Source organism: Paraburkholderia phenoliruptrix (assembly GCF_902859825.1).
In the GTDB taxonomy this organism is placed as follows: domain Bacteria; phylum Pseudomonadota; class Gammaproteobacteria; order Burkholderiales; family Burkholderiaceae; genus Paraburkholderia; species Paraburkholderia phenoliruptrix.
The window spans coordinates 1-19,006 of sequence record NZ_CADIKB010000012.1; the positions used below are offsets into that span (position 1 = coordinate 1).

A 19,006-nucleotide genomic window follows, 5' to 3' on the forward strand; every position below is an offset into this window, starting at 1 on the left:
CAGAAACTGGCTCCATGTTCGAGGGAAATCTTCACCGGCAGTCGGGGTATGCTTGAGTTCGCTCACTACCCGATCATGGCGCAAGTGGAGCTAAATGGATAGCCCATACATTCATACAGGGTGTGCGTCATGCCTCATTTCGACCCATACGGGAAGCCGCGGCCTTGCGTCGGTTGCGAGCACTTTGCCGAGTTCGCTCAGGCGGCTCGATCGTCCTATGCATGTACCGCGACCGCGCCCAGGTCAACGCCCAGCCGCAGCAGGGCTGTGTGCACCGGGTTCGGGCGATCGGAGCCGACGACGAGGTTTCTCCAGACCGAACGAAAAGGCGTTGGCGTTAGCCTCCTCGGAGAATTCGCCAGCATTCGCCCCGTTGATCCCGTGCATCTGATTTAGGTCGCCTAGACTGGATGAATGGTTCCGGGAGGCGCAGATGACAGCAGACGACGTGATTACCGTGTTTGAACAGATGAATGCTGAGGGGCGCGCTGATTACTCGCTCGACGACACATGCGCGGGATTCGCGGGCTGGCTCGCGGAAGCTTGGGAGAGGTTGCCGGCGCAGGATATAGCGTTGCTTACTGCGGTGGGCGCAGTGCTTTGGCGGGAGGGATTCGCCTTGCGGCAGAAATGAAAAACCCGGCGTGGAGCCGGGTTCGCTTAACAATCGATCACAGTGATAGATACGCGCGGAGGCAGGCGTCGATTGCTTCCATGTCCTCTTCGCAGAGGAAAACGCCTATGTATTTCCTGCCGGCATGCTGAGTTTTCTTGTACGGCTTCGTCAGACGATCAAAGCTGATCGTCGCAAGCATGTCGCACTTTGCCCACATGGTGGCCTTGGGTTCCCATCCGGGTATCTGGACATGCGGAAGAGCGTAATGCCAGTGCTTTACTGGGACCGGTGCGGTTGTGGAGATGGGGACAACACTACACAGCCGACGCCCATGGCTGCTCTTATGCGAAACAACTATCGCTGGGCGACGTTTAACCATTTCAGGCTCTCGAAAGCCAGTGTTGAAATCGCAAACGAGTATCTCGCCCCGAGACGGTATGTAAGGAAGAGCCATAGGATAAGAAAAAGCCCCCGAATTATCGGGGGCTTAGATCAGACGCCCGGGCTAGCTTGGAATCGCCTATCCGGGCCGCTGCCGCACCTAAGATGCGACAGACTCAAGCCGGCTTTCGCCGGTGACACCAACAGTATGCTGCCCGCAGCGATAAAACTCAAGTAAAAGCTTAGCTTCTGCATCATGCGGCCGACACTTCTGTACTACCCCGTATTTGTGGTTTTTAGCGGTTCTTGCCGTCTTTCTTTGCAGCCGTAGTTTTCAGCCTGGCGCCACGTGGACGAGAATGACGCGTCCCTAAGGCCAGCATTATGCCCCTTTTTGACTGTCCAGATAGTCGCCCCACCACTGCATCATCTTGTGCCGGTCCTTCAGGTATTCGGCGTGGTTGTACGCCGCCCGGACGCTGTCCCGCTCGGTGTGGGCGAGCTGGCGCTCGATCCAGTCCCGGTTGAAACCGTTTTCATTCAGGATCGTCGAGGCGAGCCCGCGGAAGCCATGCCCGGTCATCCGTGAGTGATAGCCCATCCGGTAAAGCGCGAACAGGATGGTGTTCTCGCTCATCGGCTTGTTGGGGTTGGTCGGGCTGGCGCACAGATACCGGGAATTGCCCTTCTGCTCGATCAGTTGCTTGAGCACCGCCACGGCCTGCTTTGACAGCGGCACGATGTGCGGCGCCCGCATCTTCATTTTCTCGGCGGGGATTTTCCACTCCTTGCGCTTCCAGTCGATCTCTTCCTCCTCCAGGAAACGAAGCTCGACCGTCCGCACGAACGTGTAGGCCATCAACTTCAGCGCAAGGCGCGTACGGATGTCGCCCTCGTAAGTCTCGATCTTCCTCATGAGCTCGGGAACTTCCGCTTCCCCGACGCGCTTCATGTGGACGACGGTGCGGGTCTTCAGTGCCCCCTTCAGATCGGGCGTCGGATCGCGCTCAGCGCGGCCAGTCGCGATCGCAAATCGGAACACCTCGCCGGCCGTTTGTAGCGCCCGGTGCGACAGTTCGAGCGCGTCACGGCTCTCAATCTTCCGGATCACCGCGAGAATCTCAGGTGCCGTTATCTGCTGGATTGGCCGGGCGCCTAGCGCCGGGAACAGTTCGCTCTCCATTCGCTTCATCACCCGAACGGCATGGGCCTCGCTCCAGCTCGCCTTCTTGTGATCGTGCCAGTCGCGCGCGACCGCCTCGAACGAGTTTTCGCGTTCAAGATTCCGCTGGAGCGCCGCTCGCTTCTTCTCGTGCGATGGGTCCAGCCCCGCACGAAGAGCGTCCTTTATTTCCTCCCGGGCCTTCCGCGCGGCAAGGAGAGATACTTCCGGATAGACCCCCAGAGCGGCCCGCCGCTCCTTCCCGTCGATCCGGTATTTCAGGCGCCAGTACTTCGATCCATTGGGCATGACTTCGAGGTACATGCCTTGGCTATCAGCCAGCTTGTAGGCCTTCTCGCGCGGCTTCGCAGACCGCACGGCGACATCGGTAAGGGGCATAAGCGTGTGGGGGCATATTTGTGCCCCTATCGTGAAAATCTGCCCCCAACGATGCCCCCACTTTCGGTGGGTGTCAATGGGAAACGATGGGCAATGTTGGTAAAGCGAAACGCCGCAAACCCTTGACTTACAGGGTTTTTTGGTCAACTATGGGAGACGTTGGGAGACAGCATGGTGCCGGGGACCGGACTCGAACCGGCAAGCCGTGAAGCGGCGGATTTTAAGTCCGCTATGTTTACCAATTTCATCACCCCGGCGAGGGTGGGGAAAAACGCGTGGACGCGCATTCTACCATTGGCCGCAGAGCCGGCAAAACGTACGCATGACCCACCTGCCCGGCGAACGGGCCCCCACTCTGCCATCACTCCCGAAGTCATCGGCGAGTCATAAACCTCCCCGATAATCCGCTCCGAAAACGTTTACAACCGAGCGGAAATCATGACCCCGACGATCAAGGATGTCGCTGCGCACGCGGGCTTTTCCATCGCGACGGTCTCGCGCGCGATCAACGCGCCGCACACCGTGAGCCCCGTCACGCTCGACAAGGTCCGGCAGTCCATCGACGCCCTCCAGTTCCGGCCGAGCCCGCTCGGCCGTCAGCTGCGCGGCGAGCGCACGCGCCTGATCGGCGTGATCGTGCCGACGCTTGCGAATCCGGTGTTCGCTGAATGCCTGCAAGGCATCGACGAACTCGCGGCAGCGCAGGGCTACCGCCTCATGCTGATGACCACCCAGTACGACGCCGATCGCGAACGCCGCGCCATCGAAACGCTGCGCGAACATCGCGTGGAAGGCCTCATCCTGACGGTCGCCGACGCCGACACGCATCCGCTGCTCGATCAGCTCGACCGTGACGGCCTGCTCTACGTGCTGATGCACAACGACACCGAACGGCGCCCATCGGTCTCGGTCGACAACCGTCTGGCTGCCTATGAAGGCGTGCGCATGCTGATCGCGCACGGCCATCGCCGCATCCTCATGCTCGCGGGCACGCTCGCCGCTTCGGACCGCGCACGCCAGCGCCACCTCGGCTATGCGCAGGCCATGCAGCAGGCCGGGCTCACGCCTGCGCCCGCGCTCGAAGTCGATTTCAACGCCGACGAACTCGCGCCCTCCGTGCTCGCGCATCTGACGCAAGGGGCGAACCGCCCGAGTGCCCTCTTTTGCAGTAACGATCTGCTTGCGATGGTCGTGATGCGCGGCCTGCGCCGCGCGCGTCTGCAGATTCCGCGCGACATGTCGATTCTCGGTTTCGACGGCCTCGCGATGGGCGAGCTGCTGTCGCCGCCGCTCGCGAGCGTCTGCGCGCCGAATCGCGAGATCGGCTGCGCCGCATGGCGTCGTTTGCTCGCGCGCGTCACCGGCGGCGACGCGGGCCGAGGCGCTGCGCCGCTCGCGCTGACGCTGCCGCACAGCGTGCGCGAAGGCGCGACCATCGCCGCCATTTCGAACCATCACGGCAGCGCTGCACTGCATGCGCGCTCGCACCTTCATCTTGAGTCCTGACTAACTCGCTGGGATTCGCTGAACCACTCGCCTCAAACAACAACTCTGAACCACCCGCTTTTGTCCCTTCCTGGAGAACCGCAGTGACCCGCTTTTCCGTCCGCCTTGCATCGCCGCTTACATCGCTGATGCGCCGTCTCGCACAGTCCACCGTCGTCGCGCTGGGCGCGGGCGCCGTCGCGACCGCCGCCCTTGCCGTCGTCATGCCGCAAAGCGCACACGCCGACGAAACCGCCATCTGCTACAACTGTCCGCCGGAATGGGCCGACTGGGCAAGCCAGATCAAGGCCATCCAGCAGAAGACCGGCATTCGCGTGCCGTTCGACAACAAGAACTCCGGCCAGTCGATTGCGCAACTCATGGCCGAGCAGAAAAGCCCCGTCGCGGATGTCGTCTATCTCGGCATCTCGTCGGCGTTCCAGGCGAAGGACAAGGGTGTGGTCGAGCCGTACAAACCCGCGCATTGGGACGACATTCCCGCGAACCTGAAGGACCCGCAAGGCTACTGGTTCACGATCCACTCGGGAACGCTGGGCTTTTTCGTCAACAAGGACGCGCTCGAAGGCAAGCCAGTGCCGCGCTCGTGGGCCGATCTGCTCAAGCCCGAATACAAAGGCATGATCGGCTACCTCGATCCGTCGAGCGCGTTTGTCGGCTACGCGGGCGCGGTCGCGGTGAATCAGGCGCTCGGCGGCACGCTCGACAACTTCGAGCCGGGCCTCGACTGGTTCCGCAAGCTCAAGGCAAATGCGCCGATCGTGCCGAAGCAGACCGCCTACGCACGCGTCATGTCCGGCGAAATCCCGATTCTGCTCGACTACGATTTCGATGCCTATCGCGCGAAATACAAAGATCACGCCAACGTCGAATTAGTGATTCCCAAAGAAGGCACGATTGCCGTGCCGTACGTGATGAGCCTCGTGAAAGGCGCGCCGCACGAAGCGAACGGCAAGAAAGTGCTGGATTTCGTGCTCTCCGACGAAGGCCAGAAACTATGGGCCGACGCTTATCTGCGCCCGGTGCGCGCGAATGCGATGAGCCCGCAAACGGCGGCGAAATTCCTGCCCGCCAGCGAATATGCCCGCGCCAAGCCGGTCGATTTCGGCAAGATGGCCGAAAAGCAGGCGAGCTTCGGCGAACGCTATTTGCAGGTGATGCATTGAACGACATCACGTTCCCGTTGCGCTGGCGCATCGCACTGCTTGCGCCGGCGCTCGCGGTTTTCATCGCGTTCTGGCTGCTGCCGATGGGGGCGCTCGCGCAGCTGAGCGGCGACGGCCACGCGTTCGCCACCTATCGCGCGATGCTGACGAATCCGCGCTACATGTCGAGCCTCGGCGCAACCGTCGTGCTTTCGGCGGCGGTGACGGCTGCCACGTTGGTGCTCTCCGTGATTGCCGGTTTGCTGCTCGCGCGCCGCGAGTTCGCGTTCAAGCGCACGCTGCTCGCGTTGCTGACCTTCCCGCTCGCGTTTCCGGGCGTGGTGGTCGGCTTCATGGTCATCATGCTGGCAGGACGCCAGGGGCTCGTCGGCGCGTTGTCGCTCAAGCTCACCGGCGACCGTTGGGTATTCGCCTATTCGATGAGCGGGCTTTTTCTCGGCTATCTGTACTTCTCGATTCCGCGCGTGATCGTCACGGTGATGGCTTCGGCCACCAAACTCGATGCGTCGCTCGAGGAAGCCGCGCGCTCGCTTGGCGCATCGCCATGGCGCATTACGCGCGACATCGTATTGCCTGCGCTGTCGCCCGGTCTGATCGCGGCGGGCGCGGTGTGCTTCGCCACCGCGATGGGCGCGTTCGGCACGGCGTTCACGCTCGCCACCGACATCGACGTCCTGCCGATGACCATCTACACCGAGTTCACGCTCAACGCGAACATGGTGACGGCGGCGGGCCTGTCCATCGTGCTAGGCATCGTCACATGGGCGGTGCTTGCTCTCGCCCGCAGCGTGAGCGGCTCCGCCGTCGCGGCCAGCGCATGAGCGGCGCATCATGGCCACAGGCCGCCTCAACGGAAAGAAAAAGCTCCTCATGAACTCGATCACTGCTACTTCACAGCCTGCCGGCGAGCGTCGCTCGCGCGTTCGCATGCCCGATGCCAGAGCATGGCTCGCGGCGGGCCAGTGGTTCGTCACGCTGTCGCTCTGCGCGTTTCTGATCGTGCCGGTCGCGATGTCGATCCTCGCCGGTTTGACGGTCAACTACTTCAAGGGCATCGCGAGCGGCTTCACGTTGCGCTGGCTCGGCGAAGTATGGACGCAGTACCACGGCTCGGTGTTTCTCTCGCTCGAAGTCGCGGCTGCGACGCTCTTCATTACGCTGTTGACGGGCGTGCCCGCGGGCTATGTGCTCGCGCGCAGCAAGACGCGGCTCTCGCGCGTCATCGAAGAGTTTCTCGTGCTGCCCATTGCGCTGCCCGGGCTTGCCTCCGCGCTGGCGCTGCTCGTGGTGTATGGCGGCTTCACGATGTTCCGCATGAGCGTCGCGTTTATTGTCATCGGCCACGTGGTGTTTACGCTGCCCTTCATGGTGCGCGCGGTCGCCGCCGTGTGCGCGAGCAGCGATCTGCGCACGCTGGAAGAAGGCGCCGCGAGTCTCGGCGCGAGCTTCATGCAGCGCTTCGTGACCATCGTGCTGCCCAATGCGAGGCCCGGCATCGTGGCGGGTGCACTCGCGGTGCTGACGCTTTCCATCGGCGAATTCAATCTGACGTGGATGCTGCACACGCCCGACACCAAGACGCTGCCGGTCGGTCTTGCCGACACCTACGCGTCGTTGCGCATTGAAATCGGCAGTGCCTACACGATTCTCTTTTTCATCATGACGATGCCGCTGCTCGTCGCAATGCAATGGCTCGGCGTCGATGCGACCGGCCAGCGCAACGCGGCAAAAAAACGCGGCGCCGTTTCTGTTTCGAAGTCCAAAACGACGCCATGACACTTGCCTCAGCTTCCTCCACCGCTTCTTCCTCCGCGTCGGCCTCCGGTGCCGCCTCGGTGCCGATCACGCTGACGCAGTGCGCGAAAACGTTTCGCGGCTCGCGTGTGCTCGAACCGGTCGATCTGCGCATTGAAGCAGGCGAGACGCTCGTGCTGCTCGGCCCCTCCGGGTGCGGTAAAACGACCACGCTGCGCATGATCGCGGGCCTCGAAACACCCGACGCGGGCGGCCGCATCGCATTCGGCGACGACGACGTCACCGCGCTGCCCATCGAAAAACGCCAGGTGGGCATGGTGTTCCAAAGCTACGCGCTGTTCCCGAACCTGACGGTGCGCGGCAATATCGGCTATGGCCTGAAAATCCGGCGCATGCCGGCAGACACCGCGCGGCAGCGCGTCGACGAACTGCTCGCCATGATGCGTCTCACCGCGCACGCCGACAAACCGATCGATCAGTTGTCGGGCGGCCAGCGTCAGCGTGTCGCGCTCGCACGCGCGCTCGCTGTGCAGCCGCGCGTGCTGCTGCTCGACGAACCGCTCACGGCGCTCGACGCCCGCTTGCGCGACGCGTTGCGCAGCGAGATGAACGCGCTGCTGCGCGAACTCGGCATCACAACAATCTATGTGACGCATGACCAGGCCGAAGCAATGGAACTGGGTGACCGCATCGTCGTGATGAGCGCGGGGCGCATCGAGCAGATCGGCTCGCCGCGCGACATCTACTATCGGCCGGCGAATCGCGCGGTCGCGCAGTTCGTCGGCACGATCAACCGCGTTGCCGGCGAGCGCCGCGGCAACATGCTGACAACGACAGGCGGCGCCGTGCCGCTGCCCGCCGCCCAGGCGAACGCGTTGGTAGAGCGCGACGCGAAGCACGAAATTTTCTTCCGCCCCGAAGACGCGTTTCTCGCCGATCCGGCTCACGCGCAACTGCGCGGCTGCATTGAAAGCAGCGCATTTCTCGGCGAGCGCACGCGCCTCACAATCAGCGGCGCCGCCCCCGATGCGCTGCTCATCGACGTCGCGGGCCGTGTCGAACTCGCGCGCGGCACGCCGGTCGGCATCTCGATCGGGCAGGACGCGCTGATTGCGCTATCGTAATGAAGCCGCGCGTTGCACCCGCGCGCAACAATGAGGATGACCCCATGCTGCTGGCTCAAATTAGCGACCTGCATATCAAACGGCCCGGCGCGCTCGCCTATCGCCGCGTCGATACTGCCGCGTATCTGGAACGCTGCGTCGCCGCGCTGAACGCGCTCGATCCTCGTCCGGACGCCGTCATCATGACCGGCGATCTCGTCGATCAAGGCGAACCGCAACAGTACGAACACCTGAAGGCGCTGCTCGCACCGCTGGAAATTCCCTACTTTCTGCTCGTCGGCAATCACGACGACCGGGCCGCGTTGCGCGCGGCGTTTCCCGATCGCGCGGAATTGCAGGGTGGCGGCGAGTTCGTGCACTACGCACTCGACGTCGGTCCGCTGCGCCTGATCGCGCTGGATTCGATGGTACCGGGCCACAGCGCCGGCACGCTGTGCGACGCACGGCTCGCGTGGCTCGCGGCGCGACTCGACGCGGCGGGCGGCAAGCCGACGGTGGTCGCGCTGCATCATCCGCCGTTTGCGTGCGGCATCGGACATATGGACAAGCTGCGGCTCGATCCCACCGCGGCAGAGAGGCTCACGGCGCTGATCGCGCGCTATCCGAACGTGGAGCGCGTGATCTGCGGACATGTGCATCGCCCGATGTTCGTGCGCTTTGGCGGCACCATAGCGTCGGCCATCCCGGCGCCCGCCCATCAGGTGGCGCTCGATCTGCGCGACGATGCGCCGTCGGCCTTCATGATGGAGCCGCCCGCGTATGCGCTGCATCGTTACGAGCCGGGCGTCGGCATTGTCACGCACCACGCGTATGTCGATGCGGCCGAGGGTCCGTATCCGTTCTATGAGCCGGAAGGCGTGTTGATCGATTGAACAGGCGTCGTGGCGACGCCCTCAGCGGTTCGCGAAGGTTCGGCGCACGCGCCGGGACGCCCTGAAATAAGGGATCCCGAGCGCGGCGGCAACAACGGCCTGCAGCAGACCGTCAATCGGAATCGCAATGTCTACGCCGATTGCATGCGTCATATAGGCACTTGCCAGATATGCGCCGATTCGCATGGCGAGAATTGCCCCAAGCCACACCTGCACATGCAACGGCAAGCGCGCCGACCTGCGCCACGCGAGCAGCGCGAACCACCCGATGCCCGCGACCATGAATGCACCGGTCACGACGTCGAAAGCGGTCATGGCGATCACCGTGCGATACCACCCATGCGTTTGCGGCCACGTGAAAACCGCAAGCAGTTCCCATTCGAGCAGCATTTTCAGCGGGTCGCGCAGCGCCATGGCGGTGGCGAGCGCCCACGCCGCGAGGCAGATCAACACGACAATCAGGCATCCATCGATGCGCTGTGGCGCCAGCCCGGCTTGCGCGCCGCGCCGGGTCGAACAGGGGTTGAGCTCTTTCATCGGATCGTGCGAAATTGGCCGGAATAGCGCGCCGATTCTACGAACCCGCGCCCATGAACCTCGCATTTTTGTCACAAACACCGCGTTGCGCAGACCTGGCAGCGCGTCAGCACGATCCGGTTCGCTCCGGTATGATCGGCACGCTTGAGGACCGCGCATGGGCCGGTCCGCCGACTGCCCTCATTCATGTCCACGTCCAACGCGTCCACACCCGTTTCCGCCGACCCGTCGCTGAGGGGCCTGCTGCTTCTGCTCGCCACCATTGCCGGCGTGGCGGTCGCGAATATCTATTACAACCAGCCGCTTCTCGACAACTTCCGGCAATCGTTTCCTGCGAGCGCTTCGTGGGTCGGCGTCGTGCCGGCGGTGACGCAGTTGGGCTACGCGGCCGGCATGCTGCTGCTCGCGCCGCTCGGCGATCGCTTCGACCGGCGCGCACTGATCTTGCTGCAAACCGCGGGCATGTGCGTCGCGCTCGTCGTCGCGGCCACCGCACCGGCGCTGCCGGTGCTGATTGCCGCGAGCCTCGCGATCGGCGTGCTCGCCACCATTGCGCAACAGGCCGTGCCGTTCGCGGCCGAACTCGCGCCGCCGTCCGAGCGCGGTCATGCGGTGGGCACGGTGATGAGCGGCCTGTTGCTCGGCATTCTGCTCGCGCGGACGGCAGCCGGTGTCGTCGCGCAATACTTCGGCTGGCGCGCGGTGTTCGCCGCGTCGGTGGTGGCATTGCTCGCGCTGGCGGTGGTGATCGTTCTGCGTCTGCCGAAGAGCAAGCCGACTTCGAAGCTGCCGTACGGCAAGCTGCTCGTGTCGATGTGGCATCTGGTCGTCGAGCATCGCGCGTTGCGTGAGGCCTCGCTGACGGGTGCCGCGCTCTTTGCCTCCTTCAGCATCTTCTGGTCGGTGCTCGCACTGCTGCTGGCGGGGCCGCCCTTTCACCTCGGACCGCAGGCAGCGGGCCTCTTCGGCATTGTCGGCGCGGCGGGCGCGCTTGCCGCGCCGCTCGCGGGCAAGTTCGCCGATCGGCGCGGGCCGCGCGCGATCATCACCCTCTCTATCGTGCTGGTCGCGATTTCTTTCGTGGTCTTCGGCTTCTCGGCGAAGAGCATCGCGGGGCTCGTGATCGGCGTGATCGTGCTGGACGTGGGCGTGCAGGCCGCGCAGATTTCGAATCAGTCGCGCATCTATGCGTTAAAGCCGGACGCGCGCAGTCGCGTGAATACCGTGTACATGGTCGCGTATTTCATCGGCGGAGCGCTGGGTTCCGCCGTGGGCGCGGCTGTGTGGCCGGTATTCGGATGGGTGGGTGTGAGCGTGGCAGGCTTGCTGTTCGCGGGCCTTGCGGCCTGGAACCATCTGGCGCTGCAAGCCGGAACGAAAACCAACGAGGAGCGCGCCTAGCCGTGGCTGCGCGCGAATGCGTACTCGTGCAGCGCGTCGATCACGCGGTCGAACTCGAACGACTTGTCGTAGAAGTGCCGCACCCCATACTGTTCGCAGCGCTCGCGGTACGCCGGCAACGCGTGATTGGTCAGCACCGCCGCGAACACCGAGTCGATCAGACCTTCGCGCTGCAAATAGGCCAGTACGGGCACGCCCGAGCCACGTTTCAACTGCAGGTCGACGATCACCGCGTCGAACGCTTCGTCGCCGAGCAGCGCGATGGCTTCGTCGGCGGAATCGGCATAAGCGGCCACGCGCAGCGAACCCGACGCGTCGATGGCTTCCACCAGACTGCGGCGGATCAGCGGCGAATCTTCGATAAGCAGCACGCGCAGCGGCGCGCGGCTGGCTGACTCGGCAACGGGATTCGATTCGCTGTTCATCGGGATCTCTCGATCGTCCATTATTCGATCAGGCCGTTCTTGATCGCGTAGTAAGTGAGATCGGCGTTGTTGGCGAGGCGCATCTTCTCCAGCACGCGAGCCCGGTACGTGCTCACCGTTTTCACGGACAGGTGCAACTCCTCGGCAATCTGCGTGGGGATCTGCCCCGCGGCCAGCTTGCAAAAAATCTGGAACTCACGCTCGGAGAGCGCCTCGTGCGGCCGCGCCGCCGCCGGCTTGTCCAGATTGTCGGCCAGCGTGTCGGCCACCGCCTCGGACAGGTAGCGATGCCCGCGCGCCACCGCGCGAATCGCCCGCACGATCTCGTCCGGCTCGCAGTCCTTGTTCAGATAACCGTTCGCGCCCGCGCGCAGCAGGTTGATCGCGTACTGACTCTCCGGATAGCCGGAGAGGATCAGCACGCCCTGCTCCGGGCGCACCTGCTTGATGACGCGCAAGGTGTCGATGCCGTTCTTGTCCGGCATCGCAATGTCGAGCAGGACGACGTCGAACGCCTGCTCGCGCACGAGGCTGATGGTTTCGTCGCCCGTGGCGGCTTCCGCCGCGACGCACATATCCGGCTCGTCGGCGACGAACTGTCTGAAACCCCCTCGGACGATCGCGTGGTCGTCAGCTATCAACACTCGAATCATCGGCTTGGTGTCCGTACGATGGAGTCGCTCCAAAGCAGACATTGTAATGATCTCGCGCCGCATTTCGACATGAGAGCGGCCGCCGCCGGCCGCACGCTCGTGCTGCCGGGCACGCTCACTCGCGGCCCTCGAGCAGATCGGCCATGTCGTCCGCATGCTCTTCCTCGACCGCGAGAATTTCTTCGAACAGACGCCGCGTCGTGACGTCCTTCTCGCCGAGATAGCGGATGATCTCGCGGTAGGTGTCGATTGCGATACGCTCGGCAACCAGGTTCTCGCGGATCATGTCGGTGAGGTTCTCGCCTTCCTTGTACTCGGAATGCGCGCGCGTCTTGAGGCCGTCCGGTGCAAAGTCCGGCTCGCCGCCAAGCTGCACGATGCGCTCGGCGATGCGGTCGGCGTGCTCCTGCTCTTCGGCCGCGTGCTCCGCGAATTCCGTGGCCACGGCTTCCGAGTTGATGCCTTTTGCCATGAAGTGATGCCGCTTGTAACGCAGCGTGCAGACGATTTCCGTCGCGAGCGCGTCGTTGAGCAGCTTGAGCACCGTGTCGCGGTCCGCGCCATAGCTTTGCGTGACAGGCCCATCCGACATGTGCTTGCGGGCGTCGTCGCGGATCTTCTGGATGTCCATCACGAACGGATCGCTCGACTGAGATGCCGCGCCCTGGGCGCGAGGTGTGTTCGCCATTGAGTTTCTCCTTTATCCGTATTGAGGAAATGGGCGCATCGCAAGGCGTGCCCGCGATGCGCCGTGACTGTGATGTCCGGCTCTAAGGGTCGGCTCTACGTTCGGAACACGCCGAGCAGCAACGTGACCACGAACACGACGAGGAAGATGTAGAACAGTATCTTGGCGATTTCGGCCGCACCCGCCGCGATTCCGGTGAAACCGAACACCGCGGCAATAATGGCAATGACGAAAAAGACGATGGCATAGTGAAGCATGGCAACTCTCCTTCTTGTTGGTATCCGCGTGGATTCTCGTGCTTTGCGCTACGCGAGCGCGGCTTGGGGAACGCGCCCGGTCAAGGACGCCTTGAAAGACCAGAAGCGGCGCTAATCGACAATTTTTTTCGTCACCACGAAGCCGAGCACGAGGAACACCACGCACAGAATCACAAATACGACGAACAGGAACTTCGCGATGGCCGCCGCGCCCGCAGCGATGCCGGTAAAGCCAAGAAGGCCGGCTATCACCGCGATGACGGCGAAGAACAACGCCCACTTCAGCATGATGGCTACCTCCTGAAACAATGAATGGGATCAGGGTTCATCCTATCCAGCGGCGGCGGCGGGCGCATTCCGACGCGCTCCGGTTTTCGTGTGAGAATCCGCTTACATTCGATTACGGCAGCGTTACGGCGCCCGCATTTGCCGGTGGCAGCGGCGCCCTGCGGCGCTCGCGCGAGGGCAACGAGCGCTACACTGATCCTATTCAGGGAGCCGAAGGTGTCAAACGTGCAGAACGCGCCAGATTGGCGGAACGACATGCAGCATGTGGCAGGACACGATGCCGGACATGAGCCCGGACACGAGGCACGGCATCGGGCGCAAAGCGAAACGGGAAACCCCGCGCAAGCCGAAGCGCCCTCACGCAGCACCGCCGCGCGGCTGAGCGCCTGGATGCGCACCCGCAGCTGGGCGATCGCGATGACCGTGGCCATCGTGATCACCGTCGGCGGGCTCGTCATTCTGGAGACCGCGCGCGAACGCATTGCAGCCGAGTACGAGACGGCGCTCGAAGCGCGCGACGTCACCGTGCAACTAAGCGCGCTGGCGAGCCAGCTATCGCGTTTGAGCGCCCAGCAAAGCGAGTTTCTTCTGACGAAGCGCGACGACGCGGCCCACGCATTTTGCGCGACCGCGACACGCATTCGCGCGAGCGAAGAACCGCTGCAGCGCTTTTACCGCGGCCCAGAAGCCGATAGCGCCGAGCTCGCGAGCTTCACGCAGATTCGCGCGCTGATCGACGCGCGCATCGGCGCCGGCGCTGCGGCATTGCAGCGCGCCGCGGCGCAACCGCTCGATCTGGCCGCATGCGGCAGCACGAGCGGTGCGCAAGCGGTGGACGCGGCGCTCGTCGACAGCACGCTCAGCCTGCTGCGCGACAACGAAGAGCGCCGCGCGCAGCACGCGCTCGCCGCGAGCCGCGCCGATCAGCGCATCTCGACACTGTGCGCGGCGGGGCTGTCGGCGCTCAATATCGTGTTGTTCATTCTGCTGTTTCGCAACCTCGGCATCCAGATCGACAGGCAGGCACGCGTGCAGCGCCAGTTGATCACGCAGCAAGGCGAACTCGACCAGCTCGTCAACGAACGCACGCGTCAACTGGAAGCACTCGGCTGGCATCTGCAAGCCGTCAGCGAAAACGAGAAAACGCAGCTTGCGCGCGAACTGCACGACGAGCTCGGCGCGATCCTGACCGCGAGCAAGATGGACGTCGCGTGGGCGAACCGCAAGCTGAAGGAGAGCGCTCCCGACATCGCGCAGAAGCTGCAGCGCGCGCTCGCCAACCTGGATCAGGGGATTGCGCTCAAGCGCCGCATCATCGAGGACATGCGGCCCACCGTGCTCGCGAACTTCGGTCTCGTGACCGCACTGCGCACGCTCGCCGACGAAGCGGCGCAGCGCAACAACTGGACGCTGAACCTGCAGCTTCCCGCAGACGATATTCAACTCGACGAGCAAACGGAAATCGCGCTTTTTCGCGTCGCGCAGGAATCGCTGACGAACGCGGCGAAGTACGCGCGCGCGTCGCAGGTGTCGATCGGCCTGCAAATCGGCGAGGGCGAAGTCACGCTCGATATTGCCGACAACGGCGTGGGCATCATGCCGGCCGACCTCAAGCGCACGCATACGCATGGCCTTCTCGGCATGCGCCAGCGCGTCGCCGCGCATGGCGGGCGCTTCGACATCCGGCGCGCCGTGCCCAAAGGCACCGACATTCATGTGGTCATGCCACGCGCGAGCGCCGCCTCGCAACCGGGCAGCGACGCCTCCTCCGCACCGGCGAACACGCATTGATAAACGCCGCGCCAAAGCCACCGCGCACGCGCCTGTAGGAGTGCGCCGACGCCAACACCAGAGCGCGCCTACAACAAAATCGCAGCGCAGCCGACAGCGCGGCATGCGCCCTTTTTTTAACATGCAATCAGACCGGATCGACTGGCGCAAGCCACGGTCGGCAGCTAGCAAAACCGCTAGCGGGCCACGTCAACCGATACCTTCTCGACAAGGAGAACTTCCATGAATCGACTGATCGCTTTGCTCCTCATTGCAGGCACGGCCGCGCTGGCCGGTTGCAACACGATGGCAGGTGCCGGCCAGGATATCTCGAAGGGCGGTGACGCCCTCACCAATCAGGCTGAAAAGGCGAAGTAAATCGCCGCTCCCTGAGAGCCATGCGTCGTGACGGCGCGTGGCGCATCGCCGTGATGCATCGTCGACGCCCGCTGCGGGACACCGCAGCGGGCTTTTTATCGTCTCCGACTCGCGCCTGCTTCGAGGCTCGCGTGCATCGCGGCGATAGGCGCGTGCAGCGTCGCCAACCGTCTGCACAAACAAAGCGGCGACCCACTTGCGTGGATCGCCGCCCCGTCCTCCCCAGGATTTGCCGCTATGCCATGCGCTGCAGTGCGCGCATGCTTGCTAGCGAGCTTATACGCCCGTCAGCGTATTCGAGAGTTCGACGCTCGGTGTGCCGGTGTTGCCGTTCTGCACGATCAGCAGATGAATCTGCCCCGCCGCCAGCTGGCTCAGCGCACCGCCGATCGGCACCGACGTGATGAGCCAGTCGGCGTTGTTGGACAAGGTGAACGACTGCGACTGGTAGATCGGCGTCTTGCTGCCCGCCGCGGTCGCGATCAGCACATACTGGCCGCCCGATACGTAGATCGAGTCCTGGCCGCTCGCCGGGACCGCGTTCTTGAACGCGACGCCCGCCATGGTCGGCGAGACGCTGCTGATGTTGGTGTTGCTGGCCTGCACCAGATACAGGTCGAGATTCGGCGCGTTGCCCGATGCATTGAAGCCGCGCACACGCGCGCTGTTGGACAGGAGGCCCTTGTCGAACGGATCGTCGATCAGGCCGATGTCCGGCGCGGCAGTGCCGGGCAACGCGAGCACGGTGTATTCGTGGCCCTTGGCGACATTCGGGAAATTGCCGCTCGCGAGCGGGGTCGTCGTGCCGGTTGCCGCGTAGGCGACGTTCGTCGAGCCGGTGTTGATGTTGGTGAAGTTCGTCACGCCCTTATACGAGACATTCGTCTGCCCCGACGGAGCGCTGCCGTTGACGAGAAAATCCACCGCCGGTCCGCTCGGGATCGCGTGCACGAAATGGATTTCCGGGTTGGTGAGGCCGAGTTCCTTGCCTACGTCGTCGGAGCCTCCACCGCACGCGCTCAGCACGGATGCAACGGCAATCATGGCCGCCATGGTTCGAATCAGTTTCATTCTGTTCACCTATCTCGATGTCGGGCTTTCCGCCCATTCATATGCGGGCGCACGCTCTGGACGGCACCATCAGAAACCGTGTTTTGCATCGTTCGATCGGTCCCGTTCCGGCTGTCCTCGGCGAAGCACTCCCTCCTATCCCTGCGCGCAATACGCCGTTTTTAGCGGCGCCGCGCGGTCCATGTCGATGGACGCACCCAATGAGCAATGCCTGTGCCGCGACGATCGAATTGGCTTATGAGCGCGCGAGAATGTCTTGTCCGGCAACATGCTGCGAGCATTAGAAGCTTTCCTCTGATGGTGACCGTGATCGCGCGGTGTATCGTGCGTGCGCACCCCATACTTACAACGGCAGCCTGTATGTCTTACCAACGCTTACTCGCTGAGCTCGATCTCGGCTTTACCCGCTTGCGCAATCGCGTCGTGATGGGCTCCATGCATACGGGCATGGAAGACCGCTTCTGGAATTATCCGAAGCTCGCCCAATACTTCCGCGAGCGCGCGCGAGGCGGCGTGGGGCTCATCATTACAGGCGGCATTTCGCCGAATCGCGAAGGGTGGCTGCTGCCGTTCGGCGGCACGCTCAACTCGGTGTTCGACCTGCGCAATCATCGGCGGCTCACGCAAGCGGTTCACGAGGAAGGCGGCAAGATCGCGCTGCAGATCCTGCATGCGGGTCGTTACGGATATCAGCCGTTCGTTGTGTCCGCATCGGCGTTGAAGTCGCCGATTTCTAAGTTCAGACCGCGCGCGCTCAGCATCGCCGGCATTGAGAAAACCGTGCGCGACTATGCGCGCTGCGCAAGACTCGCGCAGCGCGCGGGCTATGACGGCGTCGAGATCATGGGCAGCGAAGGCTATCTGCTGAACCAGTTCCTCTGCCCGCGCACCAACCGGCGCACGGACCGTTACGGCGGCAGCATCGAGAACCGCATGCGGATTGCGCGCGAAATCGTCGAGCGGGTACGCGAGGCCTGCGGAGAGCGCTTTATCGTCGTATACCGGCTTTCGCTGATCGACCTGGTGGAAGGCGGCAATACGTGGGACGAAACCGTGCAGGTCGCACGCGCGCTGGAGGCGGCCGGCGTCACGATCTTCAACACCGGCATTGGCTGGCATGAGGCGCGCGTGCCCACCATCGTCACTTCGGTGCCGCGCGCCGCGTTCGCCGGATTGAGCGCGCGTCTCACGGCCGCCGTCAACGTGCCGGTGATCGTCTCGAACCGCATCAACACGCCCGAGGTCGCAGAGGCTCTGCTTGCCGACGGCGCGGGCCACCTCGTCTCGATGGCGCGGCCGCTGCTCGCCGATCCGGAATTTGTGCTGAAGACAGCCGCCGGACGCACGGATGAAATCAACACCTGTATCGCGTGCAATCAGGCGTGCCTCGATCATACGTTCAGGAATCAGCGCGCCACCTGCCTCGTCAATCCGCGCGCGGGACGCGAGACGGAACTGGTGTACCGGCCCGTCGCAGGTCCACGGAACGTGCGCTCCATTGCGGTGGTCGGCGCCGGGCCGGCGGGCTTGTCGGCGGCGACGGTGGCAGCCTCGCGCGGACATCGCGTGACGCTCTTCGATGCGGCCGCAACCATTGGCGGCCAGTTCACTCTCGCGATGCGCGTGCCGGGCAAGGAGGAATTCCGCGAGACCATTCGCTATTTTCAGAGCCAGCTCGAGCGGCACCGCGTGGACGTGCGGCTCGGCACGCGCGCGGATCCCGCACTGCTTGCGGCGGGCGCTTACGACGACATCGTGATCGCTACCGGCATCGTGCCGCGGCGGCCGGCCATCGCCGGTATCGACGCGCCCCATGTTCTGTCGTATATCGACGTGCTGCGTGGCGCACCGGTGGGCCGCCGCGTCGCGGTGATCGGCGCGGGCGGCATCGGCTTCGACGTCAGCGAGTTTCTGCTGCACCGCGCCGACGAGCCGCTACCGGTGCCGCGCGATGCATGGCTCGACGAATGGGGCGTCGATCTGTCCGTCAGCGAGCGCGGCGGCCTGAAGCCGCCGGCGCCTGCACGGCCGGCGCGACAGATCTGGCTATTGCAGCGTAAGCCCGGCAAGCTGGGCGCGGGCCTCGGCAAAACGTCCGGCTGGGTGCACCGCGCGACGCTCGCAAGAAACGGCGTGACGATGCTCGCTGGCGTTTCGTATCTGGAGATCGGCGCGCGTGGATTGAAGATCGAGCACGGCGGCGCCGGGCAATGGCTGGAGGTCGACAATATCGTGGTGTGCGCGGGGCAGGAATCGCTGCGCGATCTGTATCCGCACGACTTTGCACGGGAAAAACCGGCGGATGCGGGCGGCCCGCGTTATCACGTGATTGGCGGCGCGGCGCTGCCCACGGAGCTGGATGCGAAGCGCGCGATTCGCGAAGGCGCGGAACTGGCTGCGCGGTTGTAGCCTGCGTGCCGCCTGCTGCCTGCTGCCTGCTGCCTGCTGCCTGCTGCCTGCTGCCTGCTGCCTGCTGCCTGCTGCCTGCTGCCCCCAGAATAACTGCGCGAGCCTGACCGCGTGAGCCTCGCCCTTGGCCCGCTCCGGCGCTTGGCCGGCA

At 64.0% G+C, this 19,006-nt stretch carries 20 protein-coding genes and 1 tRNA gene; 11 read left to right on the forward strand and 10 right to left on the reverse strand.

Features of this window, described 5'->3' with window-relative positions; translation table 11 throughout:
- The first annotated feature begins 433 nt into the window (after positions 1 to 433).
- Complete coding sequence (locus HV711_RS14520) at positions 434 to 634, forward strand: hypothetical protein (protein WP_035481444.1); 201 nt, start codon at positions 434 to 436, stop codon at positions 632 to 634.
- Between the two features lie 37 nt (positions 635 to 671).
- Here HV711_RS14520 and HV711_RS33950 read toward each other — a convergent pair whose 3' ends face one another.
- The 3 genes from HV711_RS33950 to HV711_RS14535 all read right to left on the reverse strand — a co-directional run bounded on the left by HV711_RS33950 (position 672) and on the right by HV711_RS14535 (position 2,815).
- Entirely contained in the window at positions 672 to 1,070 is a 399-nt protein-coding gene (locus tag HV711_RS33950; RefSeq protein WP_035481443.1) for a type II toxin-antitoxin system PemK/MazF family toxin, read from the reverse strand.
- A 309-nt stretch (positions 1,071 to 1,379) separates the two neighbouring features.
- On the reverse strand, positions 1,380 to 2,558 hold the full coding sequence (locus HV711_RS14530; RefSeq protein ID WP_035481442.1) for a tyrosine-type recombinase/integrase: 1,179 nt from the start codon (positions 2,556 to 2,558) through the stop codon (positions 1,380 to 1,382).
- 172 nt (positions 2,559 to 2,730) lie between these two features.
- Positions 2,731 to 2,815: transfer RNA gene (locus tag HV711_RS14535), tRNA-Leu, on the reverse strand.
- A gap of 181 nt (positions 2,816 to 2,996) precedes the next feature.
- Here HV711_RS14535 and HV711_RS14540 point away from each other — a divergent pair.
- The 6 genes from HV711_RS14540 to HV711_RS14565 all read left to right on the forward strand — a co-directional run bounded on the left by HV711_RS14540 (position 2,997) and on the right by HV711_RS14565 (position 8,978).
- Positions 2,997 to 4,064, forward strand: a complete 1,068-nt coding sequence (locus HV711_RS14540; RefSeq protein WP_013588972.1) for a LacI family DNA-binding transcriptional regulator — start codon at positions 2,997 to 2,999, stop codon at positions 4,062 to 4,064.
- Positions 4,065 to 4,147: 83 nt separating this feature from the next.
- Complete coding sequence (locus tag HV711_RS14545) at positions 4,148 to 5,227, forward strand: ABC transporter substrate-binding protein (protein ID WP_035481441.1); 1,080 nt, start codon at positions 4,148 to 4,150, stop codon at positions 5,225 to 5,227.
- Positions 5,224 to 6,048 carry an ABC transporter permease gene (locus tag HV711_RS14550; protein WP_035481440.1) on the forward strand — a complete coding sequence of 275 codons (825 nt, stop codon included), beginning with the start codon at positions 5,224 to 5,226 and terminating at the stop codon, positions 6,046 to 6,048. Before HV711_RS14545 ends, HV711_RS14550 begins: the two co-directional genes overlap by 4 nt.
- A gap of 49 nt (positions 6,049 to 6,097) precedes the next feature.
- Positions 6,098 to 7,003 carry an ABC transporter permease gene (locus HV711_RS14555; RefSeq protein ID WP_035481461.1) on the forward strand — a complete coding sequence of 302 codons (906 nt, stop codon included), beginning with the start codon at positions 6,098 to 6,100 and terminating at the stop codon, positions 7,001 to 7,003.
- Positions 7,000 to 8,106: an ABC transporter ATP-binding protein gene (locus HV711_RS14560; protein ID WP_051224265.1), complete on the forward strand. Its 1,107-nt coding sequence runs from the start codon at positions 7,000 to 7,002 to the stop codon at positions 8,104 to 8,106. The genes HV711_RS14555 and HV711_RS14560 overlap by 4 nt, the downstream gene beginning before the upstream one ends.
- A 44-nt stretch (positions 8,107 to 8,150) precedes the next feature.
- On the forward strand, positions 8,151 to 8,978 hold the full coding sequence (locus tag HV711_RS14565; protein ID WP_035481459.1) for a phosphodiesterase: 828 nt from the start codon (positions 8,151 to 8,153) through the stop codon (positions 8,976 to 8,978).
- Between the two features lie 21 nt (positions 8,979 to 8,999).
- On the opposite strand, the gene HV711_RS14570 is transcribed toward HV711_RS14565, so the two are convergent.
- A complete protein-coding gene (locus HV711_RS14570) occupies positions 9,000 to 9,515 on the reverse strand; it encodes a DUF2569 domain-containing protein (protein WP_035481439.1) in 516 nt (171 codons plus the stop codon).
- A 186-nt stretch (positions 9,516 to 9,701) separates the two neighbouring features.
- Between HV711_RS14570 and HV711_RS14575 the strand changes: the two genes are divergently transcribed.
- Entirely contained in the window at positions 9,702 to 10,916 is a 1,215-nt protein-coding gene (locus HV711_RS14575) for an MFS transporter (protein WP_035481438.1), read from the forward strand.
- Here the strand turns inward: HV711_RS14575 and HV711_RS14580 are convergent.
- The 5 genes from HV711_RS14580 to HV711_RS14600 all read right to left on the reverse strand — a co-directional run bounded on the left by HV711_RS14580 (position 10,913) and on the right by HV711_RS14600 (position 13,227).
- Positions 10,913 to 11,341: a response regulator gene (locus HV711_RS14580; protein WP_015003240.1), complete on the reverse strand. Its 429-nt coding sequence runs from the start codon at positions 11,339 to 11,341 to the stop codon at positions 10,913 to 10,915. The two genes, HV711_RS14575 and HV711_RS14580, sit on opposite strands and share 4 nt — an antisense overlap.
- Positions 11,342 to 11,361: 20 nt before the next feature.
- Positions 11,362 to 11,994 (reverse strand): response regulator, encoded by a 633-nt coding sequence (locus tag HV711_RS14585; RefSeq protein ID WP_013338705.1) that lies wholly within the window; start codon positions 11,992 to 11,994, stop codon positions 11,362 to 11,364.
- Positions 11,995 to 12,109: 115 nt separating this feature from the next.
- Positions 12,110 to 12,682, reverse strand: a complete 573-nt coding sequence (locus HV711_RS14590) for a ferritin-like domain-containing protein (protein ID WP_013588982.1) — start codon at positions 12,680 to 12,682, stop codon at positions 12,110 to 12,112.
- 95 nt (positions 12,683 to 12,777) lie between these two features.
- On the reverse strand, positions 12,778 to 12,939 hold the full coding sequence (locus HV711_RS14595) for a DUF1328 domain-containing protein (protein ID WP_006052455.1): 162 nt from the start codon (positions 12,937 to 12,939) through the stop codon (positions 12,778 to 12,780).
- A 111-nt stretch (positions 12,940 to 13,050) separates the two neighbouring features.
- Positions 13,051 to 13,227: a DUF1328 domain-containing protein gene (locus HV711_RS14600; protein WP_013338703.1), complete on the reverse strand. Its 177-nt coding sequence runs from the start codon at positions 13,225 to 13,227 to the stop codon at positions 13,051 to 13,053.
- A gap of 255 nt (positions 13,228 to 13,482) precedes the next feature.
- Here HV711_RS14600 and HV711_RS14605 point away from each other — a divergent pair, with 255 nt between their 5' ends.
- On the forward strand, positions 13,483 to 15,018 hold the full coding sequence (locus tag HV711_RS14605; protein ID WP_051224271.1) for a sensor histidine kinase: 1,536 nt from the start codon (positions 13,483 to 13,485) through the stop codon (positions 15,016 to 15,018).
- Between the two features lie 222 nt (positions 15,019 to 15,240).
- Positions 15,241 to 15,375, forward strand: a complete 135-nt coding sequence (locus tag HV711_RS14610) for an entericidin A/B family lipoprotein (RefSeq protein WP_006052452.1) — start codon at positions 15,241 to 15,243, stop codon at positions 15,373 to 15,375.
- Between the two features lie 276 nt (positions 15,376 to 15,651).
- Here HV711_RS14610 and HV711_RS14615 read toward each other — a convergent pair whose 3' ends face one another.
- Positions 15,652 to 16,446: a DUF4397 domain-containing protein gene (locus tag HV711_RS14615; protein ID WP_035481436.1), complete on the reverse strand. Its 795-nt coding sequence runs from the start codon at positions 16,444 to 16,446 to the stop codon at positions 15,652 to 15,654.
- Between the two features lie 360 nt (positions 16,447 to 16,806).
- Between HV711_RS14615 and HV711_RS14620 the strand changes: the two genes are divergently transcribed.
- A complete protein-coding gene (locus HV711_RS14620; RefSeq protein ID WP_035481435.1) occupies positions 16,807 to 18,855 on the forward strand; it encodes an NADPH-dependent 2,4-dienoyl-CoA reductase in 2,049 nt (682 codons plus the stop codon).
- Positions 18,856 to 19,006: the final 151 nt, after the last annotated feature.